Here is a 24,778-nt window from a genome sequence, read left to right on the forward strand (position 1 = left end):
TCGACCGGAGGAACGCGTCATGCCCAAGCACCGCGCGCCCCGCTATGCCTTCACTGCCCTGCTCACCGCCGTCGCCCTGGTGACCGCCGGCTGTGGCAGCTCCCCGAACGCCACCAAGCCGGCCGCCGGCGAAAGCCGCATCACCGTGTTCAGCGGCGCCACCGGCACCGTCGCGGAGAACTTCAACCCGTTCTCGAGTACGGCGATCCAGGCGTCGCGCGGGATGATCTACGAGACGCTCTTCTACTACAACCTGATGTCGTCCGACGGCCCGAAGCCGATGCTCGCCACCGCCTACAAGTGGAATGCGAACGGCACCGAGCTGACCGTCACCACCCGCGAAGGGGTGAAGTGGTCGGACGGCCAGCCGTTCAGCGCGGCCGATGTCGCCTTCACCTTCAACATGATCGCGAAGACGCCGAGCATCAACACCACCGGCCTGGCCGCGACCGCGAAGGCGACCGGCCCGAACACCGCGGTGCTCACCTTCAAGCAGACGAGCTTCATCTCCGAGGCGAACGTGCTCGGCAACACCGCGATCGTGCCCGAGCACCTCTGGAAGTCGAAGGACCCGGCGACCGACATCAACCACGACCCCGTCGGCACCGGGCCGTACACGGTCGCCCGCTTCACGCCGGAGAGCTTCGAGATGAAGAAGAACCCGGCGTACTGGAACACCGGCAAACCCAAGATCGACAAGGTCAGCTTCATCACGCTCGCCAGCGCGGACGCGGCGACCAGTGCCCTGGTGAAGGGCGAGGTCGACTGGATGAGCGCCTTCCTGCCGAGCATCGACCAGCTGCTGAAGGGCAACAAGGACCTGTCCTGGGTCAACACCCCGGCGCTCACCACCAGCCTGTTCGCCTGCTCCAACGCCGCGCTCGGCTGCAAGGGCCCGCAGACCGATGTCGCCGTACGGCAGGCGATCTACGCCGCACTGGACCGGGAGCAGCTGAACAAGCTTGCCTTTAGCAACGTTGCGGGTGTCGCCTCGCCGACGCTGCTGGTGCCCGGCCGCGACGACGACTGGATGACGCCGAAGGTCGAGAAGACGGTGCCGCAGCAGCCTGACACCACGAAGGCCGACTCCATCCTCACGCAGGCCGGCTGGGTGAAGGGCTCCGACGGCATCTACGCCAAGGACGGCCAGCGGCTGACCATGACCATCCAGGTGGTGTCCGGCTGGAGCGACTACATCTCGGCGATCGACGCGATGACGCAGCAGCTGCGCAAGGCCGGGATGGAGATCAAGTCGACCCAGATCTCGCCGAACGAGTGGAACACCCGCGAGACCAAGGGCAACTACCAGCTCTCGATGAACTCGCTCGGCCTCGGCCCGTCCACCGACCCGTACTTCACCTACGAGGGTAAGTACTGGTCGAAGAACACCGCGAAGGTCGGCGCATCGGCCGGCGCCAACCCGTCCCGGTACGCGAACCCGGCCGTGGACGCCGCCATCGCGGCCGCCTCCAAGACCAACGACGAGACGGTGAAGAAGCAGCAGTACGCGATCATCCAGGAGAACATCGCGCGCGACCTGCCCTACATCCCGATCGTGCTGAACTCCACCCTGACCGAGTTCAACACCAGCCGGGCCACCGGTTGGCCGACCAAGGACAACCTGTACTCGTTCCCGGCCACCTGGAAGGCGTGGGACAGCGGGATCGTGGTCCAGAACCTCACCCCGGTGAAGTAGATGACGTACTACCTGCGCAAGCTGGGGTTCTACGTCGTGGCGCTGTGGGCCGCCTTGACGCTGAACTTCTTCCTGCCCCGCTGGATGCCCGGCGACCCGGTCGACCTGATGATCGCGAAGCTGGCGGCGAAGGGGCCGGTGTCGCCGGAGATCAGGCACAGCCTGGAACTCCTGCTCGGGACCGACTCCAGCCGCCCGATCTTCCTGCAGTACGTCGACTACCTGAACAACGTCGCCCACGGTGACCTCGGCGTCTCGGTCACCTACTTCCCGCAGACCGTCTCGACCACGCTGGCCGACACGTTGCCGTGGACCATCGCGCTGATGGGGATCGCCACCATCATCTCGTTCGCCATCGGCATCTTGCTCGGCCAGCTGGCCGGCTGGAAGCGCGGCTCCTGGCTGGACAACCTGATCCCGGTGACCACGATGTTCCAGGCGGTGCCGTACTTCTGGCTCGCCCTGGTGCTGTTGTACCTGCTGTCCAGCGTCGCGCAGATCTTCCCGACCGGTGGCGGGTACGACGTCAACACCGTCGTACCCGGGTTCAACCTGCCGTTCCTGCGCAGCGCCGTGTACTACGGAACGCTGCCGGCGCTGACGATCGTGCTGTCGTCGATCGCCGGCTGGATGCTCGGCATGCGGAACATGATGGTGTCGACGCTGTCCGAGGACTACATCGTCACCGCCGAGGCGAAGGGACTGACCCGGCGCCGGATCATGACGACGTACGCCGCCCGGAACGCCGTACTGCCGTCGCTGGCAGGATTCGCGATCACGCTCGGATTCGTGGTGTCCGGGTCGATCATCACCGAGCAGGTGTTCTCCTACCCGGGCATCGGCATGACGCTGATGTCCGCCGTCCAGAACAGCGACTACGCACTGATGCAGGGTGTCTTCCTCGTCATCACCATCTCGGTGCTCGGCGCGAACCTGCTCGTCGACCTGCTGTACGCCGTCATCGACCCGCGCACCCGTGCGCGGGCCTGAGAGGAGTGTCCAGTGGCCGCACTGACTGACCCGGCCGTCGTGGTCGAGTCCGCCGTACGGGAGAAACGCCGCCGCCGGTTGTCGCCCAAACTGGTGGTGGGCCTGGTGATCTGTGGCGGGATCACGCTGTTCGGCATCGTCGGGCCGTTCTTCGTCGGCGATCCGCAGAAGGTCGACAACATCGGGCTGACCCCGCCGGGTTCCGGGCACCTGCTCGGTACGACGCAGACCGGGCAGGACGTGTTCGCGCAGCTGGCCTATGCCACCCGCGGCTCGTTGCTGATCGGGCTGACCGTCGGCCTGGCTGCGCTCGCACTGGCCGCGATCTTCGGGGTGATCGGGGCGTACGCCGGCGGCTGGGTCGACGAGGCGTTCTCGTTGTTCAGCAACGTGATGCTGGTGCTGCCCGGGTTGCCGTTGATGATCGTCATCTCGAGCTACGTGCAGAACAAGGGGGTCTGGCTCGTCGCGGGTGTACTCGCGTTGACCAGCTGGGCCGGTTGTGCGCGCGTACTGAGGGCGGTGACCCTGAGCGTGCGGAACCGTGACTACGTCGCCGCGGCTCGGGTGTCGGGTGAGCGGACCTGGCGGATCCTGTGTGTCGAGATCCTGCCCAACCTGGTGCCGATCCTGGTCTCGTTGTTCGTCTTCTCCGTCATCGGCGCGATCCTCGGCGAGGCAGGCCTGGCCTTCATCGGTCTGGGCGCGAGCAACTCCTGGACCTGGGGAACCATGCTGTTCTGGGCCGGCAACGGTCTCGCGCTGCGGCTCGGCGCACTGTGGTGGTTCGTGCCGCCGGGCGTGCTGATCACCTTGTTCGGCGCGGGTCTGGCCATGATCAACTTCTCCATCGACGAGATCGTCAACCCGAAGCTGCGCGACCAGACCCGCCGGACCCGGCGCGGCTGGAAGGCTTCGAAGGAGCAGATCGCGGTCGCCGAGGAGGCGACGAAATGAGCGACGTACTCACGGTGACCGACTTCAGCGTCGACTACCTCGGCGAGCAGACCGTGCACGCGGTCCGCAACGTCGACCTCACCCTCGGCCGCGGCGAGATCCTCGGCCTGGCCGGCGAGAGCGGCTGCGGCAAGACAACCCTTGCCTACGGCATCAATCGGCTGCTGAAACCGCCCGCGGTGATCACCTCGGGGAAGGCGGTGTTGCACTCCCGCGAAGGGACCGACATCGACCTGGGCTCGCTGACCGGTGAGGAGCTGCGGGCGTTCCGCTGGGACCGCGTCTCGATGGTGTTCCAGGGTGCGATGAACTCGCTCAACCCGGTGATCTCCATCCGGGCCCAGCTCGAGGACATCTTCAGCACGCATCGGCCGGCGATGAGCAAAGCCGATCGCCGTACCCGCTGTGGTGAGTTGCTCGAACGGGTCGGCGTCGACCGGAACCGGCTCAAGTCCTATCCGCACGAGCTGTCCGGCGGGATGCGGCAGCGGGTGATGATCGCGATGGCGATGGCGCTCGAGCCGCAGATCATGATCATGGACGAGCCGACCACCGCGCTGGACGTGGTCGTGCAGCGGGAGATCCTGCTGGAGATCACCCGGCTGCGCGACGAGCTCGGATTCGCGGTGCTGTTCATCACCCACGACCTGCCGCTGCTGCTGGAGATCAGCGACCGGATCGCGGTGATGCGCGCCGGCGAGCTCGTCGAACTCGCGCCGGCCGCGCAGCTCTACAACTCACCACAGCACGCTTACACGAAGCTGTTGCTCGGGTCTTTCCCGAGCCTGACCGGAGAGCGAGCAGCCGGATGAGCAGACTTGAGTTCCGTGAGGTGTCGAAGGTCTACCGGATCAGAGGGCGTGGCGGTCGTCTGACGGCGGTGGACAAAGTCAGCTTCACGCTCGAGGCCGGCAAGACGATCGCGCTGGTCGGTCAGAGCGGCAGCGGGAAGTCGACCATCGCCAAGTTGCTGCTGCAGTTGGAGCGGCCGAGCAGTGGTTCGATCCTGCTGAACGGTGAGCCGGTCCGGCGCCGCGGGTTGCGGGCGTATCGCCGTACGGTGCAGATGGTCTTCCAGGATCCGTTCGCGTCGTTGAACCCGTATCACTCGATCGCGCATCACCTGGAACGGCCTTTGAAACTGCATGGGAAGAGCGCCACCGAGGCGGCCGTGCACGAGTTGCTGGAGCGGGTGCAGCTGACTCCTGCCGCGGCCATTGCCCGGCGGCGTCCGCATGAACTGTCCGGCGGGCAGCGGCAGCGCGTCGCGATCGCGCGGGCGCTCGCTCCCGGGCCGGGCATCCTGATCGCCGACGAACCGGTCTCGATGCTGGACGTGTCGATCCGGCTCGGCGTCCTCAACCTGCTCTCGGACCTGCAACGCGAGGAGAACCTCGGCGTCCTCTACATCACCCACGACCTGGCCACGGCACGCCATTTCTCCGACGAGATCATGGTCATGCGCCACGGCCAGATCGTCGAACGCGGGCCGTCGGACCAGGTGATCCTCGACCCGCAGCACGACTACACGAAGCTGCTCCTCCAGGCCTCACCCAACCCGGAGAAGCACTTCAGCCGTTCGTGAGCTCGATCCGTTCGAGCCAGCTGGTCAGGATCTCTTCCAGTACGGCGGTCTGGTCCGGCGTGAGGTCCTCGAGCAGCCGGCGCTCGTTCGCCATGTGGGCGGCGTACGCCTGGTCGATCAGCCGCAGCCCGGCCGGCGTCAGCCGCACCACCCTGCCGCGGCCATCGGCGTCACTGCGGCGGCGATCGACCAGCCCGGCCTGCTCGAGCCGGTCCACCCGCTTGGTCACGGCGCCGGTCGTGACCATTGTGTGCAGCGCGATCTCCCCCGGTGCACGCTCGTACGGCGAACCGGCCCGGCGCAGGGCGGCGAGTACGTCGAACTCACCTTCGGTCAAGCCGTACTTCGCGTAGAACAGGGTCAGCTCGGCGGTCAGGTGGTTCGCGACCCGATGCAGCCGGCCGATCACGCCCACCGGACTGACGTCGATGTCCGGCCGCTCGGCCCGCCACTCCGCCTGGATCTTCGCCACGTGATCTTCGGACACATCTCGCACTATATCTTCCCGGGAAGATATAGTGTCTTCCATGGAAAGTACCTTCCGCTGGGTCCTCCTCGCCGCGATCGCTCCGGTCGCTTGGGGGACGAACTACTTCGTCACCCACGAGTACCTGCCGGCCGGTTATCCCCTCTCCCCTGGCCATGGCGCTGTTCGCCTGGGCCCCCCTCGCCGAACGGCCGACCGTCTCGGTCCTGATCGGTGCCGCTACCGGCATCACCGGCGTCTGCCTGATGCTCGGCGCCGGCACCTCGGCCGTCGACCTCCGCGGCGTGGTCGCCTCCCTCGCCGCGATGACGATGTCCTCCTGTGGCTACGTCCTCGCCAAGAAGTGGGGCCGCGCCGACGGCCCGCTCGCCACCACCTCCTGGCAACTCATCGCCGGCGGTCTGGTCCTCATCCCCTTCGCCCTCGTCTTCGAGGGCGCACCGCCACCCCTAGACCTCCCAGCCCTGGCCGGCTTCACCTACGTAGGCCTGATCGCCACCGCCCTAGCCTTCACCGCCTGGTTCACCGCCCTCCGCCACCTCCCCGCCGCCACCGTAGGCCTGATAGGCCTCCTCAACCCCGTCACCGGCGTCCTCCTAGGCCTAACCCTCTCCGCCGACACCCTCACCCTCCAGCAACTGGCAGGCCTATCCCTGGTCCTCCTCGGCATCACCCTGAGCCGCCCCCGCCGTACAAGCACATCTCAGTCGACCGTCGATCAGGCCGCACCCGTCGGCAGCAAATCGCTGCCTGCCCGAAGCCCAGCCGTGCCCTGTGGAAACGTCACCGGCGAGAGCCGTGGTGTCCAGCAGTCTTGTCATAGAGAGAGGGAGGTGTTTGCCATGTCGGAGCCGACGTCAGCGCCTGACGCGATCGAGCACGCCGACGCCTCCTTCTGGCGTGGTCGGGACCTCGAAGAGATCGTGGGCAGCACCGGGCCGCTCAGCGAGGACGAGTCGTTCGAGATCCCGGATCTGACCGACGACGAATGGGACCGATTCGTCCGGGCGATCCACGAGTGACGCGCGGCACCGTCCTGCTCGACACCAACGTCTTCACCGCCTGGTTGAAGCCTCGTTCGGCGCTGGTGCCGCTCTACGGCAAGCATGTCTTCGGCCGTCGGGTCGCGATCTCCCAGCAAACCGTGGCCGAGGCCCGATACGGCGCTGTGGTGGCGGGCTGGGGAGACAAGCGGTTGGACACCCTCGAGCGGTTGATCCATCCCAGTGCAACGCTCCCCGGGGACGATGAGACGGCGTGGGCCTACGTCCGGCTGCGCGCCAAGTGCCGTCAGATCGGGCACCCGCTCCACCCGAAGCAGCATCTGGGTGATTTGTGGATTGCCGCAGCGGCTATTCGCTGGCAGCTGCCGCTGGTCGCCCACGACGCCGTGTACGTCGGCTGCCCCGGCATCGAGCTGCTCACCGAGCTCCCGCTGTAGCCACGTATCCGTTCCAGCACCTGTCGGCGCAGCCTCTGCGTTAGGTTCGGGGTATGGGTGGCGACGGGATGTCGGTGGGGGCGGCTCGGCGGGTGGCGTTGGCGGCGCAGGGGTTTGCGGAGGGGCGGCCGGCGGGGCGGGTTGATGTGCGGCATGTCCGGCGGGCCATCGAGCGGGTCGGGGTGTTGCAGGTTGACTCGGTGAATGTGTTGTGCCGGTCGCATTACTTGCCGTTGTTCGCGCGGCTGGGGGCGTACTCGCGTACGACGCTCGATCGGATGTGCTGGGGCCGGGACCGGGAGCTGTTCGAGTACTTCTGGGGACACAAGGCGGCTCTGCTCCCGTTGAAGACCTACCCGCTGTTGCGCTGGCGGATGCGGATCGTCGAGCGTCAGGACTGGAACGGCGAGCTGGATCCGGAACTCTCGACGCCGTGGTCGGTGGTCGAGGGGATGCGCCGGCTGACCAAAGAGCGGCCAGGGCTCGTCGACGACGTACTCGCGAAAGTCACCCAGAGCGGGCCGCTGACCGCCTCCGAGGCAAGCCCCGATGGCGTACGGCGCAAGCGGTCCGACCCGCACCCGGATCCGACCACCGGCTCGATGTGGAACTGGCAGGACGCCAAGATCGCGATCGAGTACCTGTTCAGCTCGGGCCGGGTCACCATCGCGAGCCGGCGCAACTTCGAGCGCTTGTACGACCTCACCGAACGGGTTCTGCCGAACCATCAGACCGAGCGCGACGCCGACGAGGCGCGGCGGGAGCTGGTCCGGATCGCCGCTCGCGGACTCGGCGTCGCCACCGCGCGCGAGCTGTGCGGCGCCGGCGGCGGGACCGGCCACTTTCCGTTGCCCACGGCAACCGCCAAGAAGGTCATCGGCGAACTGGTGGACGCCGGCGACCTCATCCCGGTCCGCGTCGACGGCGTACCACAGCAGAGCTACCTCTGGAAGGACGCCGAGGAGCGACCGGTCGATGCGCGCGCCTTGCTGTCACCGTTCGACACGCTGATCTGGAACCGCGACCGGACTCACCGCCTGTTCGACTTCTTCTACCGCATCAGCATCTACACGCCGGCCGCCCAGCGGGTGCACGGCTACTACGTGCTGCCGTTCCTGCTCGGTGACCGCCTCGTCGCTCGAGTCGACCTGAAGGCCGACCGGCAAAACTCCACGCTGCTCGTGCCGACGGTCACCGCCGAACCCGGCGCACCCGACTTCGTCGAACCGCTCAGGGCCGAACTCGAGCTGATGGCCCGTTGGCTTGAGCTCGACCGAGTGCACGTGACGGCGAAGGGCAAGCTGGGCCGCGCCCTGCAGGTGGGAGCTCCCTGAGGGAACCCCCACCTGTCTACGGTCTCAGGACGAGCTGACCGAGTAGGAGTTGCTGGTGAAGTTCAGGCCGCCGGACGACGACGTGATCTCGAAGCCGAACTGGACTTCGCCGACGGTCGCGTCGCCCATCCAGCCTTGACCGCGGATCCAGTTCAGGACCGCCTTGATGTCCACGGATCCCGAGTTGGTGTTGGAGGTACGGATGAAGGAGAAGACCGCGTTCGAGCCGTTGCTGCCGCGGTAGACGTCCCACGTGTGGCCGCCGACCGTGGCGGTCGTCTGCCTGCTGCCGATCGGCCCGACCGCGCCCTGCTTGTTGGCCCAGAGCATGATCTCGTACGCGTTGTTGTCGGCCCAGATGTCGTACGTCGTCGCGTACGCGCCGCTGCCGGGCCTGGAGACGTTGAAGTTGCTGGTCAGGCTGCCGAGGGCGCTGACCCGCTTGCCGATGTTGCGGGCGGAGTGCGGGTACGACTTCACGCCGCCGGTGTTCGGGTGGTCGGCCCAGACTCCCCAGTTGCTGTAGGAGTTGGCCCAGATCGTCTGCGGCCCGGCACCGCTACCCCAGACGTCGTTGCGAACCGTGTAGCCGCCGTTCGACCAGGTACCCCACTTGTCCGACGACGACCACACCGCCGCCTCAGCGGGAGCCGCGGTCACCAGGGCCGCGGCGAGTACCGTCACCAGTGCAGTTGCTGCCTTCCACCATCTTGTCATTGCCGTTCCTCTCATCCTTGGGCGTTGAGATGACGCAGGGGCTTGACACAGGGGATTCCTCGACTCGACGCTGTTGCCTCCGAGTCGAAGCGCTTCGACTGTTGTAGAACAGGAACATCAACCAGGGACAGGAGCCCACGATGGTCACGATCGCGGACGTCGCCCGGCATGCCGGGGTCGCGGCCAGCACGGTCTCCTACGTGCTCAGCGGGAAGCGGTCCATTTCCTCCGACACCCGCGATCGGGTGCAGCGCAGCGTCCGCGCGCTCGGCTACCGGCCGAACGCCAGCGCCCGCGCTCTCGCCAGCCAGCGCTCCAATGTGCTCGCGCTGGTCATTCCGCTGCGCACCGGCATGCACGTCCCGGTGATGATGCAGTTCGCCGCCGCGGTCGTGACCACGGCCCGCCGGTTCGATCACGACGTATTGCTGCTGACCGCCGACGAAGGGCCGGACGGCTTGGAGCGGGTGGCGCAGAGCTCGCTGGTCGACGCGCTGGTCGTGATGGACGTCGAACTGCACGACAAGCGAGTGCCGGTGCTGCGCGAGCTGCCGATGCCTTCGGTGCTGATCGGCTACCCAGCCGATGCCGACGGGCTGACCTGCATCGACCTGGATTTCGTTGCCGCGGGCGCCCATTGCGTCGACCACCTCGCCGATCTCGGCCACCGCTCGCTCGCCTTGCTCGGTACGCCGTCCGCCGTCTACGAGCGGCAGACCGGCTTCGCCCAGCGCACCTTGACCGGCTTCGCGGAGGCCGCCGAGCGTCGCGGGCTGCTCGGGGTCGAAACGCCTTGCGAGCACACGTTCGACGCGATCCTGCACACCGTCGAGCAGTTGCTGCACGACCACCCCGGCATCACCGGGTTGGTGGTCCAGAACGAGCCGATCATCGGCCCGCTCCTCGACGTACTGCGGCGGCTCGGGCGGCGCGTGCCGGAAGACATGTCGCTGATGGCGATCTGTGCCGACGACGTGGCCGAGCGGCAGGTGCCGCAGCTGTCGTCCGTCACCATCCCGGCAGAGCGGATCGGCCAGCAGGCGGTCGAGTCGCTGATCACCAAACTCGAGGGCGCGGACGTTCCCGAGCTGACTCTTCTGCCGCCCAAGCTCACCGCCCGCGCCAGCACCTGCGAGGCCCCTCACCGCGACCTCACCACCGCATAACCACCGGCCGGCACCGCCACCGAGGCATCCACGGTCGAGCCCGAAATCAGCTCAACCCCATCAGCCGGTACGACGACCTCCGCGTCACCGTGGTTGAGCAGGAAGGTCCACGTGGTGTCGCCGGTACGGCGTCGTACGGTCTCCACCGCCGAGGACGTAAGGCCGAGCACGCGGGCTGCCGTCTCGTCATCCAGCTCCGTCGACACGTACCACGCCCTACCGGCACCAACGGAACGACGGGTGATGGCGGGCTTCCCGTCCAGGACTCCGCCCGCGTACCGATCGACCACCTCGGCCGCGACCGCATGGACGTCCTCGCTCCACAGTCGTCCCCGGCCGCCTGACGTCAACTCGATCGGGTCGTCGAGGGGATGAAACTCGTCCACTCGCACGCCGAGCAGCTCGGTGAAGGCGCCCGGATACCCGCCGAGCCGCACCCGGACGTCGGGATCGACGATCCCACTGAAGTACCCGACGACGAGCTGTCCGCCACCTTCGACGTACGCCGAAAGGGACGCAGCCGCCTCGTCGCTGATCAAATACAACGACGGCACCACAACTGTCTTGTACGACGACAGCTCCGCACCAGGCTGGGCAAAGTCGACGGTCACGCCGGCACGCCAGAAATGCCGATGGGCGGCCTGCGCCGCGGCCAGGTAATCCAGCGACGACGAAGGCAGATGTGTCCCCTGCATCGCCCACCAGGACTCGACATCCCACAGAATGGCGACGTCGGCGACAACCTTGCTGTCGGCAACTTCAGCCAACCGCGGCAGCACCGATCCCAGCTCGGCGACCTCCCGAAATATGCGGGAATCCGCACCGGCATGCGGAACCATCGCCGAGTGGTACATTTCCGCGCCACCCTGCGACGCCCGCCACTGGAAGGACAGCGCTCCGGCCGATCCGCGTGCGATATGTGACAGGCTGTGCCGCGCCATCCGCCCACGCTCCTTGGCGTGCAGGCGACGCCCGTCGTTCAGCGTCCCGGCCGCTTGCTCCATGAGCAACCACGGCTTGCCGCCGGCCCACGACCGGGCGAGATCGGCACCGAAGGCGGTCTGCTCCTCGGCGCCGAGGTCGGCTCGGCTCGGATAGTGGTCGATGGCAACCACATCGACCTCCGCGGCCCATTGGGCATGGTTGACCGGCACCCAGCCGCCGAAGACAAAGTTCGTGGTGATCGGCAACGAACTGTGCTCGCGGAGTTCCGCCTTTTGTTCCAGATAGGCCGCCAGCAATTCGTCCGACCAGAACCGCCGATAGTCCAGGAACTGCGTGGGATTCACCAGGTACTGTGTCTGCCGCGGCGGCTGCACGTCCTCCCAATCCGCATATCCCTGACTCCAGAACGCGGTCGTCCAAGCGTCGTTGAGCCGCTGCAGAGACCCATATCGCTGCTGCAGCCAAACCCGAAATCGCGAAGCTGCCAAAGGGCAGTAACAGGTTGTCCCGTATTCGTTGTGCACATGCCACATCGCCAGCGCCGGATGATCGCCGTACCGCTCAGCCAACGCTCGAGCGATCCCGCGCGCGGCCTCGCGATAGGCAGGCGCACAAGCGCAGTACGTGTCCCTGCTGCCATGAGTCAGACGTACGCCGTCAGCCGTCACCGGCAGCGCCTCCGGGTGCAGCCGGCTGAACCACGGCGGCGGTGAGGCGGTCGGCGTCGCCAAGTCCACGCTCACACCACCGTTATGCAACATCTCCAGGACCTGATCGAGCCAGTCGAACTCATAAACGCCCGGCGATGGTTCGAGACTCGACCACGAGAAGACGCCGACGGTCACCAGGTTGACGCCGGCCTGACGCATCAGGTCGACGTCCTCCTTCCACACCACCGGATCCCACTGCTCCGGGTTGTAGTCACCGCCGTACCAAAGCCGGGTCATGCGGGCTCTCCGTAGGGGATGCCGAAGCCGTTGGTGGAGATGTAGACGCGGCCGTATACGCGCGGGTCGCCAGTGATCGCCTCACCGGTGGACGCGTACTGATGCCGGTCGTCGTTCACCCGCACCCACGATTCACCGCTGTCGTCGGACCGGAAGATCCCGCGCACCCCGCCGACCTTGCCGGACGTGTAGACCGCCATCTCGCTGCAACCCGGCCTCGCCTTGCCGAACCCGACCGTGTACGCCTCCTGGATCGTTGTCACGGGCAAGAACGTTAGCCCGCCGTCCACCGACCGATACAGCCCACCCGCACCGGCCGCCAGCCAGCAGTGCCCGGCTCGATTCAGCACGGTCTCCAGCTTCCCCGCACCTGTCGGCAACCCGGCAGCAGTCGGTGAGAAGGCGACACCACCGTTCGTGCTGGAGTACGCCGTACCGGTCGCCGGATCGAACGCATAGAACAGCCGAGAGTCCGCCCGATCGCCAACGACGGCGGCCGTCGCCGGTAGACCAGTCACAGCGGTCCACGTCGTCCCGCGGTCCCGGGAGTAGTGCGGCACCACATCGCCCGGCGTCCACAGCAGAGTCCGAGCATCCGCGCTTACCGTAATCCGCCCTGTCTGTGCCATCCCGGCCGGCTCACCCAGGAACGGCTGCCACGAGACGCCGGCATCAGTCGAGTAAGCGCCGCGCTCGCCCGCCGCGGCATTGGCCAGCCGTACGACGAAGCCAGACGACAACGCCGCGTAGTCCAGACTCGGCGACGTCCCGCTGACCGGGTTCGACGCCTGCCCATCCGGCGGTACGACGTCCAGCCGCGCGTGCCGGTACACCCCGATGTCGCCCAGCGCACTGATCAACGGCGGTCCCCACGGCGGGCTGATCAGATCGAGTACGGCGGTCTCCTCCAACCCCTGCGCACGGACCGACCAGTGCGTACTGCGACCCGCCTCGGCCTCGGTGACGTCGTCAGTGCCGAAGATCGTCGCACCGGTGACATAGAGGACCTTGTCCGAGTCGAACGGGTCGATGGAGATGTCGCCGATCATCCAGCCCAGCTTGGGCGTGCCATGGAAGTTCAAGTACGGCGCTCCGGAGGTGTCCAGCACGATGCGTTCGCCGATCGAATGCCAGGTCTGGCCACCGTCTGTCGACCGGAAGATGTCGTCCACCGGACCCCAGCGGCTCATCGTCGAAACCATGACGGTGCCCGGGCGGCGTGGGTCGGTCGCGAGGCCGCCGTACCCGAAGCCGGCTTCACCGCCGGTGTTCGGGCGGAGTGGGGTGATGTCGGTCCACGTCCCCGTCGCCGTGTCGAGCTTGTGGACGGCACCGTCGTACATCTCGTACGGTCCGGGGCGGTCGCCGTACGTCACGTAGATGTTGCCGTCGGCTCCTAATTCGCCGTGGTGGGGCAACAATCCGGTCGGTTGCCCGGCGATCGGCGACCAGGTCTCGCCGGCGTCCGTACTGCGGTAGAGCGGAGCAGCCGGGTCGGTCACGCCGGCGTAGATCGTTGCGTTGCGTGGGTCGAAGAAGACGAAACCGACGCCGATGCCTGGGGTGCCGGTTGCTGGGAAGCTGTCGACTCGGCTCCAGGTCTGGCCGCGGTCGGTGCTGCGCCAGAGGCCTTGGTTGCGGGTGCCGAGGAGGAGGACTCGGCCGTCGCGGGGGTTGACGACCAGGCGTTCGCCCATCGAGCGGCCTGGTTCGTTGCCGCCGAGTTTGAACGGGAGGTCGGTGCGCTGGAAGGTGCGGCCCTGGTCGGTGGAGCGCAGGATCGCGCCGTTGATGGGCGACCAGTCGTTGGTATAGGTGCCGACGGCAAGGTACAGCCGGTCGGGATCCGCCGGATCCAGCGCGAGACTCTCCACGCCGGTCCAGTTCCATTCGTCCCAGCCAACCCAATGCAGCAGCTGCACCCACCGCTGAGTCCGGTTGTCGAACCGCGCCGCACCTCCGATGTCCGTGCGCGCGTACACAAGTCCACGCTTGTAAGGGTGGTGGATGATGCCGGTGACGAACCCGCCACCGACGATCTCCACATTTCTCCAGCGATAGCTGGTTGTTGCCGAGGCAGGTCTCGTGGTTGCGGCGGCGAGCGCCGTACCGGTGCCGAGGGCAAGGAATTGACGGCGGCCTAGGTTCATCGTGATCAGCCCTTGACTGCGCCGATGATGACGCCCTTGGTGAAGTGGCGCTGGATGAAGGGGTAGACGAGCAGGACCGGGACGATCGCGATCACCACGATCGCCATCTTGATCGCGAGACCCGGCGCGGCTTGCAGGCCCAGGCCGACGTTGGTCGCGACCCCGCCGGCGCCGGTCGGCAGCGGTTGCTGCTGGACGATGTAGGTCCGAAGCACCATTTGCAGCGGCCACTTGTTGTTGTCGTTGATGTACAGCAGCGCGTTGAAGAACGCGTTCCAGTAGCCGACCGCGTAGAACAGCCCGACGACCGCGACCACGGCCTTGGACAACGGCAGCACGATCCGGCGCAGGATCGCGAACTCGCCCGCGCCGTCGATCCGCGCGCTGTCGATGAGCTCACTCGGGATCCCCATGAAGAACGACCGCATGACGATCAGGTTGAACGCCGATATCGCCGCCGGCAGGATCAGCGACGCGTAGTGGTCGATCAGACCGAGCGAGTTGACCACCAGGTAGCTCGGGATGATGCCCGGCCCGAACAGGAAGGTCAGCAGTACGACGAACAGCAGCGGCCGGTGGAACAGCGACCCTGGCCGGGACAGCCCGTACGCCGCGAGCACGGTGATCCCGAGGCTGAACGCGGTACCGATGGCGGTGATCGCCACGCTGATCATCAACGCCCGGGTCACCACACCACCCGACAGCAACTGCACATACGCCGCCGCTGTCAGCTCCCGCGGTACGACGACCAGCCCGCCGGCCCGAGTCACGGCTTCCGTCGTCGACAGGCTAGTCACGACCACGACGTACAACGGGAACGCGACCGCGAGCGCGATCAGCGCCAGCACCACCGGCTTACCCAGCCGACCGACAGCGGTCGGTTCTTCCTCCCAGACAGCTCGTGCACTCATGACTTGGAATACACCCCCTGCTCGCCCACCATGTGGGCGAATCGGTTGGCCGCCAGGACGAGGACGAGGCCGACGACTCCCTTGAACAGTCCGGCGGCCGCGCCGTACCCGAAGTCGCCGACGAGCAGGCCCTGGTAGTAGACGTAGGTGTCGAGCACCTCCGAGGCGCCGCCGCCGACCGCGCTGCGTTGCAGGATGAACTGCTCGAATCCAACTGTCAGCGCGTCGCCGAGCCGCAGGATCAGCAGCAGGACGATCACCGGCCGCAGGCCTGGCAGCGTGATGTGCCAGAGCCGGCGCCACCGGTTCGCTCCGTCGGCTGCGGCGGCCTCGTAGAGCCCCGGGTTGATGGTCGACAATGCGGCGAGGAACACGATCATTCCCCAGCCGGCGTCCTTCCAGACCGATTGCGCGGTCACCAGCAGAATGAACGTGTCCGGCTTCGTCATCAGGTCGACCGCCTGGTGACCGTGCTGGCGCAGGGTCTGCGAGAGCAGGCCGGCTCCGCCGATCATCTGCTGGAACAGCGACACGACCAGCACCCAGGAGAAGAAGTGCGGCAGGTACACCACACCCTGGATGAGGTTGCGCACCTTCGACGACAGGACGCTGTTCAGCAGCAGGGCCAGCGCGATCGGGATCGGGAAGAAGAACACCAGCTGGACGGCGGTGATCGACAGGGTGTTCGCGACCGCCCTCCAGAACCCCGGCTCGGAGAACATTCGGCTGAAGTTGGCGAACCCGATGAAGTCGCTCCCGCGGATCCCGGCGTACGGCGAATAGTCCTGGAAGGCGATCACGTTTCCCAGCGTCGGGAAGTAGTGGAAGACGCCGAGCAGCACCACCACCGGCAGCACCATCACCAGCAACGGCCAGTCCCGCCGCAACCGATGCCGGAATCCCGCCCCGCCACGCTTTCGCCGCCGGCCGGGCCGAACCGCTTCGGGTGTGCGTTCCGCCTTCACCGGAGGCTTAACGACCGTTGTCACTGAGCACCTTCGCGTAGAAGTCGCGGCCTTCGTTGCCGCCGTTGTCCTGCCACTGCTTGACAGCGGTCTTCAGCTCGCTGACCGGCTTGCGGCCGCGGTAGATGTCCTGCAGAGCGTCATCGAACGGCTGGTTCAGCGCCGCCATCTTCGCCGGCTGCTCGACCCGGATCCCGTCGAACAGGTTCTTCTCCCGGACCTTCGCGGACGCGTTCTGCCAGGCGCTCATCGACTGGACATAGCCCGGGTACTCGCTCTCGGTGATCGCCGTCGGACGGCCACCGAGGAAGATGTACGTCTGCGAGACCTCCTTCTGTCCCAGGGCGGTGAGCTTCGGAGCACCGGACGGCTGCTTCGTGTAGTGCTTGCCCTCGACCCCGTAGTTGTAGAGCACGTACTCCTCGGTCCCGAACGGCGCCGCCGTGTAGTTCATGACGCCGAGCAGCTCTTTCACACGCTCCTCGCCGACCCCCTTCTTCACGAAGGTGAAGATGCCGGCCGGCTCGCCACCCCACGTGATCGGCGTACCGCCGTCGTACGCGAACGGCATTACCGGCTGCGGGTTGAACTTCGGGTTGACCGTCTGCTGCCGCTGCAGCGACTCGTGCCAGCCACCCGGCCCGTTCTGCCGGATCAGGAACTTGCCGCCCTCGAACAGCGCGTTCTCGTCCGCGCCGGCGTTCGCGACCACCTCCGGGTGCACGTACCCCGACTGGAACAGCTTCCGGACGAACGCCACCGCCTCCTCGAACTCCGGCGTCTCGATCTTGTTGACCAGCTTGCCGCTGGGGTCCTTGATCCAGCCGCCCGGCACCCTGAACGCCCGGTGGATCTCGTCGGCGACCGAGCCGAACGCCCACCGGCCCGCCTTCGCGTCGGTCAGTTGCTTGCCCAGTGCCAGCAGGTCGTCGGCGTTCTTCGGCGGCTCCGCGCCGAGCTGGTCGAGGATGTCCTTGCGGTACATCATCATCCAGGGGAAGCCGTCCGACGGGAACGGCACGGCCTTCAGCTGCGAGTTCCAGACGCCGTACGCCCAGGCCCGGGTCGGCAGGTTCGCCAGCATCGGGTACGCCGACACCTTGTCGCCGGCCAGATGCGGCGTGAGGTCCTCGAACAGCTTGTCCGCGGCCTGGCTGAACCGGGTCAGGCTGGAGATGTTCCAGCCCGGGATGCAGAGCAGCTCCGGAATGTTGCCGGCCGCAAGGATCGGTCCGAGCTTGTCCCCGTAGTCGTTGCCGTTCAGGATGTTGAACTTGACCGGCGCGCCGATCCGTTCGTTGTTCGCCTCGAAGTACGAATTGCCGGCCAGCGGCGGGATAGGGCTCCACAGCGGCGTCATCGCCGACACTTCCTTGCCGCTCGGCACCATCTTCTCCGGCACGGCCCGCTTCAGTTCGGCCGGGTAATGCGTGTAACCCGGCGAGGCGCCGTTCTCGCCGGGCAGGTCCGGCTTGACCGACTCGTACGGGGTGTACTTCGGCAGCAGCCCGGACAGCTTGTCCTCGGTCTCGGCCCGGCCGCTGGTCGACGAGCCGGACTTGCCGTCCGAACAACCGGTCAGCGTGACACCGCCGGTGGCCGCGGCGGCGCCCGCGCCGAGCAGGGAGATGAACGTCCGGCGGCTGGTGCCGCCGCCCACTGGTCCAGTCACGATCGATCCCTTACGATTAGTTGGGCTAGTAGCCAAACAAATTAGCTCAGACGATTCCGGACGACAAGGTGTAGAACTGAGCCACAGCCTGAACGAGCCGAACGGGACGGACCTTGATCACACAGACCGCGGACCACACGGACATCCGCGCCACCAACCTGGCCGCCGTGCTGGGTTTCCTGCGTCGTGAGGCGCCGTGCTCGCGGGCCGCGATCGCGTCCGGGACCGGGCTGAACAAGGCGACCGTGACCAGCATCGTGGGGGATCTGCTCGACCGGCGGCTGGTCCGCGAGACCCAGCAGACCCAGAACCACGTCGGCCGCCCCGCGACCCTGCTCGTCCTGGACGGATCGGCGTACGCCGCCATCGGGCTGGAAGTGAGCGCGCGAGGGTTGACCGCCCTCGCCTACGACACCGCAGGTGAGCAGGTACTGCGTTGGCACCGCGCCGGACCGGGTGTCGACGCCGGGCCGGCGAAGACGGTCGCTGCGCTGGCGACTCTGGCGCGGCGAGCCATCACGACGGTGCAGTCGTCAGGCCGCCGGGTGCTGGGCATCACGGTTGGTGTGCCGGGGTTGGTGAACCGGGACGGTTGCGTCGTACTGGCTGCCGGCCTGGGGTGGCGGGACGTGTCGCTGCGGACGGAGCTGACGGCGTCGATCGGCCGGCCGGACATCCCGGTGACGGTCGAGAACGACGCGACGCTGGCAGTGCTGGCGGAGCATCTCTACGGTCCACTGGCCGACTGCGAGAACCTCATCCACCTGACCGGCGACACCGGGGTCGGCGCCGGCATCATCGTCGACGGTCGACCGCTGCGCGGACATCTCGGCTACGTCGGCGAGATCGGCCACCTGCGTCTCGTGCCCGACGGTCCCGTCTGCGGCTGCGGCCAGCGCGGTTGTCTCGAAGCACTGGCGAGTCTGCCCGCCATCCTGTCCCGCGTCGACGGCCTGGACGACTCAGATCCGCAGGTCCAGCTCGAGCACCTCATCCGCCGAGCCGATGCCGGCGAGGCCGCCGTCACCAAGGTCCTGGCGGAAGCCGGTATGCACCTCGGCCACGGCGTCGCGGCCCTGGTCAACATCCTCAACCCGGCGCAGATCGTCCTCGGCGGCTCGTACGCCCTGCTCTCCGTCCACCTCATCCCGAGCATCACCAAGGCCCTCGAAGAAGCCGCCATCGCCCCGGAGGCCGGCGGCTGCACCGTCACCGCGTCAACCTTCCCCAACACCGCCACTCCCCTAGGCGCCACCGCCCAGGCCCTCACCCCCCTCACCCAAGGCCACCTGCCGGTCCTCTGACCGGGCGTTCAAGCCTTTCTTGACCGAGGAAAGCGCGTGCCTGAGGTCTTGACCTGGTCTCGCGGGGATGCAACCCTCTGAACACTCCGTCGTACCAAGGTCACTGGCCGAGACGGATTTTTTCGCCCAGACCGTCGAAGCGCTTCGATCAACAGCCGTTCGGCGCTCGTTCGAAGCGCTTCGACACCAGCCGCAGCGGAGTCGATCGACGATGAGTACTGCAGCACCGAATCCACCGTTCCGCGACCCGGCCCGGCCGCTGGGCGAACGGCTCGACGATCTGCTCGGCCGGCTGACGACCGGCGAGAAGCTGGCCCTGCTGCATCAGCACCAGGCCCCTGTCCCCCGCCTCGGCCTGGACTCCTTCCGCACCGGCACCGAGGCCCTGCACGGCGTCGCCTGGCTCGGCCCGGCGACCGTGTTCCCGCAAGCCATCGGCCTCGCCACCAGCTGGAACCCCGACCTCGTCCGCGCCGTCGGTTCCGCGGTCGGCGACGAAGTCCGGGTGTTCCATCAGAAGGACCCGGCCGGCGTCGGCCTCAACGTCTGGGCGCCGGTCGTCAACCCGCTCCGCGACCCGCGCTGGGGACGCAACGAGGAGGGGTACGCCGAAGACCCCTGGCTGACCGGCGTGATCGCGACCGCCTACGGGCACGGCCTGACCGGCGACCACCCGTACCTGCTGAAGACCGCGCCGACCCTCAAGCATTTCCTTGCCTACAACAACGAAACCGACCGCTGCATCACCTCCAGCAACCTGCCGCCGCGGGTCCTGCACGACTACGAACTGCCCGCCTTCCGCGCGCCGATCGAAGCCGGTGCGGCTGTCGCGGTCATGCCGTCGTACAACCTGGTGAACGGACGGCCTGCCCACCTCAGCCCACTCATCAACGACGCCCTGCGTGCGTGGACCACCGACGACCTGCTCGTGGTCAGTGACGCCTACGCGCCGGCCAATCTGTTCGGCCTGCAGGCCTACTACCCCGACGGCCCCACCGCGTATGCCGCCGCGCTCAAGGCCGGCGTCGACAGCTTCACCCAGGACGGCACCAACACGGGCCCGTCGATCCAGCACCTCAGCGATGCCATCGACCGCGGCCTGCTCACCGGCGACGACATCGACACCGCGGTTCGCCACGTACTCGCGGTCCGCTTCCGTCTCGGCGAGTTCGAGCCAGAGGAGCTCGACCCTTACCGGTCCCTCGAGCCCGACCTGGTCAACTCCCCCGCCCACCGCCAGCTCGCCCAGGACGCGGCCCGTCAGTCCATCGTGCTGCTCAAGAACGAAAACCAGGTCCTTCCGCTCTCTGCGGTCAAGCGCATCGCAGTGGTCGGCCCGCTCGCGAACAACCTCTTCGAGGACTGGTATGCCGGGACGCTCCCCTACCAGCTCACCGCATTCGCCGGCATCGTCGAACGGCTGGGTGACGAACGCGTCGAGTACTGCGAGGGCGTCGACCGCATCCGGCTCCGCGTCGCCGGCTCGACGTCGTACCTCTCCATCGGCGCGGACACCGTGCTGCGGGCAGAGCCGGAAGCCGGCGAGTTCGATCTGCTCGACTGGGGTGGCGACGCTTGGGCGTTGCGCTCGGTTCGTACCGGCCGGCACCTGAACGTCACCGACGAGGGCGAACTCGTCGCTGACCAGCCTGGTCCGAACGGCTGGGAGGTCAAGCAGACCTTCCGCCTGATCGAGACGGCCGGCAAGCTCAACGTGCTGCATCTGCACAGCGGCCGATACGTCCACGTCGATGCGACCGGTGCGGTCACGCTGGCCGAGGAAGCCACCGCCTTCGAACTCGAGGTCGTCGTCGACGGCGCCGCCAGCGCGGCCGAGGTCGCGGCCCGCGCCGACACCGCGATCGTTGTCGTCGGCAATCACCCGCTCGTGAACGGCCGGGAGACCGAGGACCGCGCCGAGCTCGAACTGCCGGACGCCCAGGACCGTCTGATCCGCGCCGTGCACGCGGCGAACGCCCGTACGGTCCTGGTGATCAGCAGCAGCTATCCGTTCGCGATCCGCTGGGCCGAGCAGCACCTGCCCGCGATCCTCTGGTCGGCGCACGGCGGCCAGGAATACGGCCGGGCCCTCGCCGACGTCCTCTTCGGCGACGCCGACCCTGCCGGACGCCTGACCCAGACCTGGTACGAGAGCGCCGCCGATCTCCCCGACCTGCTCGACTACGACATCATCGCGACCGACGCGACGTACCTCTATTACCGCGGTACGCCGCTCTACCCCTTCGGCCACGGCCTCAGCTACACCACCTTCACGTACGGCGATCTCCAGGTCAGCACCGTGGACGACGAGATCCGCGTCGCCTTCACAGTCACGAACGCCGGCACCCGCGCGGGCGTCGAGGTCGCGCAGCTCTACACCCGTCAGCAGCAATCGCGGGTCAAACAGCCGCTACGGCAACTCCGTGGCTTCCAGCGACTGGAGCTCCTTCCCGGTGAGAGTGCCGAAGTCGAGCTCACCATCACCGACTTCAGCTTCTGGGACGTGACGCAAGACCGCCGCGTCGTGGAGAACGCGCGGCACAGCATCATGGTCGGCCGCTCCAGCACCGACATCCACCTCGCCATGACCGTCGACATCGCCGGCGAGCACATCCCGCCGCGGTCTATCGCCGAGCTCACCGCGACCAGCTTCGACGAGTACTGCGGGATCACCTTGATCGATGACGCCGTCGTCTCCCGCGAACCGCAAGCCTGGCTGGCTTTCGACGCCGTCGTGCTGGACGCGCCCACGTCGTACCAGGTCGGTGTCTCGAGCCCGGAGGGGGCGACGGTCGAGTTGCGGCTGGACGATCCGTTGCGGGGTGAGCTGCTCGACACGATTCAGGTCCCGCCAACGGAGCGCCGTACATCGATCACCGGTGAGATCGCGCCGGTCGACGGGACCCACACGCTCTACGTGGTCTTCTCCGCCGCGGGCGTTGTGCTGGACATGTAGGTCGCGTCCGCGCGGACGAGGACCGGGAGACTGTCGAATCCGTGCGTCTGCGTCACCCAACCCGGTCCACTCAACGTCGAGCCGCTGAGCAGGTCGGTCCAGGTGCCGGCGGGGAGGTAGAAGGAGACTGAGCCGTCGACGCTCATCACGGGCGCGACCAGGATGTCCGGGCCGAGCATGTATTGCCGGTCCAGATACGCAGCCGCCGGATCCTCCGGGAACTCCAGGATCATCGGCCGCATCATCGGCACCCCCTCGCGATGCGCCTCCTCCGCGACCTGCACCAGATACGGCATCAACGACAGCTTCAGCTTGGTGAACTTCCGCAGTACGTCGACCGCCTCCTCGTCGAAGGCCCAGGGAACCCGGTACGACGACGAGCCGTGCAGCCGCGAATGCGACGACAGCAGGCCGAACGGCACCCACCGCTTGAAGATCGCCGGGTCCGGCTTCCCCTCGAAGCCGCCGATGTCGTGACTCCAGTAGCCGAAGCCCGATGCGGCCAGCGACAGTCCGCCGCGCAGTGACTCCGCCATCGCCTCGAACGTCGACTCGCAGTCGCCACCCCAGTGCACCGGGAACTGCTGCCCACCGGCCGTCGCCGACCGCGCGTACAGCACTGCCTCGCCCTCGCCACGGTTCTCCTCCAGCAGGCTGAAGACGGCCGCGTTGTACAGCTGCGGGTAGTAGTTGTGCATGCGTTCCGGGTCGGAGCCGTCGTACCAGACGACGTCCTCGGTCGGGATGCGCTCGCCGAAGTCGGTCTTGAAGCAGTCGACACCCAGGTCGATCAGGGCCTGCAGCTTGGAGCGGTACCAGGCCGTCGCGTCGGGGTTGGTGAAGTCGACGATCGCCATCCCGGCCTGCCACATGTCCCACTGCCAGACCGAGCCGTCGGTGCGCTTGAGCAGGTAGCCCAGCTCACGGCCCTCCTCGAAGAGGACCGAGCGCTGGGCGATGTACGGGTTGATCCACAGGCTGATGCGCAGGCCGCGATCCTTCAGGCGCTGCAGCATGCCTGCCGGGTCCGGGAAGGCGACCGGGTCCCAGACGAAGTCGCACCAATGGAACTGCCGCATCCAGAAGCAGTCGAAGTGGAAGACGCTCAGCGGAAGGTCGCGCTCGGCCATCCCATCGACGAACGCGCTGGTCGTCTCCTCGGTGTAGTCGGTGGTGAACGACGTCGACAGCCAGAGGCCCATCGACCACTCCGGGACGCGGGCAGGCCGGCCGGTCAGTCCGGTGTAGCGGCGGAGCACGTCCTTCGGGGCCGGGCCGCCGATGACGTAATACGTCAGCTCCTGACCTTCGACGCTGAACTGGTTGCGCGACGTCACCTCGGAGCCGAGCTCGAACGACACCTTGGCCGGGCTGTCGACGAAGACGCCGTACCCCTTGCTGCTCAGGTAGAACGGCACGTTCTTGTACGCCTGCTCGCTGGAGGTGCCGCCGTCCGCGTTCCAGCTGTCGACGACCTGGCCGTTCTTCACCAGCGGCCCGAAGCGCTCGCCGAGCCCGTAGATCGTCTCGCCGACTCCGAGCGCGAGCTGCTCGTGCACGTAGGTGCGACCGTCCTGGTCGGTGATGAACCCGACGCTCCGGGCGTCCGAGTTCGTCAGCGCCCGCCCGTCCTGTTCGAACCGGACGCTCCAGGGCCCGTCGAGGCTGATGATCGCGGTCAGCTCGCCCGACGTCAGCCGGGCCTCCACCGCATCCACCTCGACCTTCACCGGATGTTCGTCGTACGTGTTCAGCTGGTACGACGGACGCGCGGGAAGGCCACCCAGGTGGTGCGCGATCCGTACGCCGATCACCCCGGGAGCGGGTGACGTGAACCGGATCGTGAACACCGGCTGGTTGAGCGTGTCGCCGCGTCGCTCGATCCGCTTGGCCGGCGCGAACACGGTGAGCTCCCGCTCCCCCGCCTCCACACTCTCGACCTCGGCCGGTCTCAGCCGTGCCAGCCCGGATCGCAGCTGCCAAAACCCGTCACTGAATTTCACCGCAGCTGCCTCTCTACCCAGAGCGTTCCGTCGAAGCGCTTCGACGAGTCTACCCGCGGAGAGCGCGGCTCATGCGTCGGGCACCTCGCGGGGACGCGACGCGCGGCTCTCGGCCGAGGCCTTGATCGTCGCCAGGCTCTCCTCGAGCTCCTTCTCGATGTCCGGGCCACCGGTGTGTTCGGTGTAGAGCCGGACCGTGAGCAACGAGGTGCCGTCGGCAACGAAGTCGACGTCCAGCTCACCGTGGTAGTCGCGGGTCCCACCCGTGCCCCAGCGCAGTTTGTGGCCGTGCTGGACGACCTCGATCCAGGCCTTCCCGTGGATCGGCGGCCCGCCCTCCGGTTGCAGGTCGACCGTGACCTGCTCGACCCCGGTCTCCCCCGGCTCACCGAGCTGGTACGGCTCGCTCGGCGGCGGTCCCTCGTGCAACCGGTGGGCGTGCTCGACCTGCGGCAGGTACTCCGGCAGCCGCTCGACATCGGAGAGGTAGTCGAACAACACGTTCGACGCCACATCCACCGTGCTCGACGCCTCGTAGTAGCCCATCAACCC

Annotated in this window: 20 protein-coding genes; 11 read left to right on the top strand and 9 right to left on the bottom strand. The window is 67.3% G+C overall.

The features are described 5' to 3' along the window. Positions 1-19: 19 nt before the first annotated feature. Genes EV646_RS33125 through EV646_RS33145 form a run of 5 tightly spaced genes read left to right on the top strand, consistent with a single transcriptional unit; the run spans position 20 to position 5,228 of the window. Positions 20-1,696, top strand: coding sequence for an ABC transporter substrate-binding protein (locus EV646_RS33125; RefSeq protein WP_241996490.1), 1,677 nt, complete (start codon positions 20-22; stop codon positions 1,694-1,696). Next, entirely contained in the window at positions 1,697-2,686 is a 990-nt protein-coding gene (locus EV646_RS33130) for an ABC transporter permease (protein ID WP_132155702.1), read from the top strand. It abuts the gene before it with no gap. Between the two features lie 12 nt (positions 2,687-2,698). Beyond that, entirely contained in the window at positions 2,699-3,643 is a 945-nt protein-coding gene (locus EV646_RS33135) for an ABC transporter permease (RefSeq protein WP_158291082.1), read from the top strand. Continuing rightward, on the top strand, positions 3,640-4,455 hold the full coding sequence (locus EV646_RS33140) for an ABC transporter ATP-binding protein (RefSeq protein ID WP_132155704.1): 816 nt from the start codon (positions 3,640-3,642) through the stop codon (positions 4,453-4,455). The genes EV646_RS33135 and EV646_RS33140 overlap by 4 nt, the downstream gene beginning before the upstream one ends. Beyond that, positions 4,452-5,228 (top strand): ABC transporter ATP-binding protein, encoded by a 777-nt coding sequence (locus tag EV646_RS33145; RefSeq protein WP_132155706.1) that lies wholly within the window; start codon positions 4,452-4,454, stop codon positions 5,226-5,228. Before EV646_RS33140 ends, EV646_RS33145 begins: the two co-directional genes overlap by 4 nt. Here the strand turns inward: EV646_RS33145 and EV646_RS33150 are convergent. Continuing rightward, on the bottom strand, positions 5,215-5,715 hold the full coding sequence (locus EV646_RS33150) for a MarR family winged helix-turn-helix transcriptional regulator (protein WP_199237340.1): 501 nt from the start codon (positions 5,713-5,715) through the stop codon (positions 5,215-5,217). The genes EV646_RS33145 and EV646_RS33150 overlap by 14 nt on opposite strands. A 155-nt stretch (positions 5,716-5,870) precedes the next feature. Here EV646_RS33150 and EV646_RS33155 point away from each other — a divergent pair, with 155 nt between their 5' ends. Genes EV646_RS33155 through EV646_RS33165 form a run of 3 tightly spaced genes read left to right on the top strand, consistent with a single transcriptional unit; the run spans position 5,871 to position 8,490 of the window. Continuing rightward, on the top strand, positions 5,871-6,737 hold the full coding sequence (locus EV646_RS33155; protein ID WP_199237341.1) for a DMT family transporter: 867 nt from the start codon (positions 5,871-5,873) through the stop codon (positions 6,735-6,737). After that, complete coding sequence (locus EV646_RS33160; protein WP_158291083.1) at positions 6,734-7,156, top strand: PIN domain-containing protein; 423 nt, start codon at positions 6,734-6,736, stop codon at positions 7,154-7,156. The genes EV646_RS33155 and EV646_RS33160 overlap by 4 nt, the downstream gene beginning before the upstream one ends. A 53-nt stretch (positions 7,157-7,209) precedes the next feature. Further along, positions 7,210-8,490 (top strand): winged helix-turn-helix domain-containing protein, encoded by a 1,281-nt coding sequence (locus EV646_RS33165; RefSeq protein ID WP_132155712.1) that lies wholly within the window; start codon positions 7,210-7,212, stop codon positions 8,488-8,490. A 24-nt stretch (positions 8,491-8,514) separates the two neighbouring features. Here EV646_RS33165 and EV646_RS33170 read toward each other — a convergent pair whose 3' ends face one another. After that, complete coding sequence (locus tag EV646_RS33170) at positions 8,515-9,207, bottom strand: glycoside hydrolase family 12 protein (protein ID WP_132155714.1); 693 nt, start codon at positions 9,205-9,207, stop codon at positions 8,515-8,517. A gap of 140 nt (positions 9,208-9,347) precedes the next feature. On the opposite strand from EV646_RS33170, the gene EV646_RS33175 reads away from it, so the two are divergent. Beyond that, positions 9,348-10,373, top strand: a complete 1,026-nt coding sequence (locus tag EV646_RS33175) for a LacI family DNA-binding transcriptional regulator (RefSeq protein WP_132155716.1) — start codon at positions 9,348-9,350, stop codon at positions 10,371-10,373. On the opposite strand, the gene EV646_RS33180 is transcribed toward EV646_RS33175, so the two are convergent. The 5 genes from EV646_RS33180 to EV646_RS33200 are packed head-to-tail and all read right to left on the bottom strand — an operon-like array spanning position 10,349 to position 17,963. Beyond that, on the bottom strand, positions 10,349-12,265 hold the full coding sequence (locus EV646_RS33180) for a beta-galactosidase (protein WP_132155718.1): 1,917 nt from the start codon (positions 12,263-12,265) through the stop codon (positions 10,349-10,351). The genes EV646_RS33175 and EV646_RS33180 overlap by 25 nt on opposite strands. Beyond that, positions 12,262-14,415, bottom strand: coding sequence for a sialidase family protein (locus EV646_RS33185; RefSeq protein ID WP_132155720.1), 2,154 nt, complete (start codon positions 14,413-14,415; stop codon positions 12,262-12,264). The genes EV646_RS33180 and EV646_RS33185 overlap by 4 nt, the downstream gene beginning before the upstream one ends. Before the next feature lie 5 nt (positions 14,416-14,420). Next, complete coding sequence (locus EV646_RS33190; protein ID WP_132155722.1) at positions 14,421-15,326, bottom strand: carbohydrate ABC transporter permease; 906 nt, start codon at positions 15,324-15,326, stop codon at positions 14,421-14,423. Next, on the bottom strand, positions 15,323-16,315 hold the full coding sequence (locus tag EV646_RS33195) for an ABC transporter permease (RefSeq protein WP_241996491.1): 993 nt from the start codon (positions 16,313-16,315) through the stop codon (positions 15,323-15,325). Before EV646_RS33195 ends, EV646_RS33190 begins: the two co-directional genes overlap by 4 nt. Then, on the bottom strand, positions 16,299-17,963 hold the full coding sequence (locus EV646_RS33200; protein ID WP_132155724.1) for a type 2 periplasmic-binding domain-containing protein: 1,665 nt from the start codon (positions 17,961-17,963) through the stop codon (positions 16,299-16,301). The genes EV646_RS33195 and EV646_RS33200 overlap by 17 nt, the downstream gene beginning before the upstream one ends. 113 nt (positions 17,964-18,076) lie before the next feature. Here EV646_RS33200 and EV646_RS33205 point away from each other — a divergent pair, with 113 nt between their 5' ends. After that, positions 18,077-19,267, top strand: a complete 1,191-nt coding sequence (locus tag EV646_RS33205; protein WP_132155726.1) for an ROK family transcriptional regulator — start codon at positions 18,077-18,079, stop codon at positions 19,265-19,267. A 211-nt stretch (positions 19,268-19,478) separates the two neighbouring features. Further along, entirely contained in the window at positions 19,479-22,223 is a 2,745-nt protein-coding gene (locus EV646_RS33210; RefSeq protein ID WP_132155728.1) for a glycoside hydrolase family 3 protein, read from the top strand. On the opposite strand, the gene yicI is transcribed toward EV646_RS33210, so the two are convergent. Further along, a complete protein-coding gene (gene yicI / locus EV646_RS33215; protein ID WP_132155730.1) occupies positions 22,181-24,226 on the bottom strand; it encodes an alpha-xylosidase in 2,046 nt (681 codons plus the stop codon). The genes EV646_RS33210 and yicI overlap by 43 nt on opposite strands. Before the next feature lie 69 nt (positions 24,227-24,295). Then, the gene (locus EV646_RS33220) at positions 24,296-24,772 is read right to left on the bottom strand and encodes an SRPBCC family protein (protein WP_132155732.1); all 477 of its coding nucleotides are present in this window, start codon (positions 24,770-24,772) and stop codon (positions 24,296-24,298) included. Positions 24,773-24,778: the final 6 nt, after the last annotated feature.

The organism is Kribbella antiqua, assembly GCF_004345665.1.
Classification (GTDB): domain Bacteria; phylum Actinomycetota; class Actinomycetes; order Propionibacteriales; family Kribbellaceae; genus Kribbella; species Kribbella antiqua.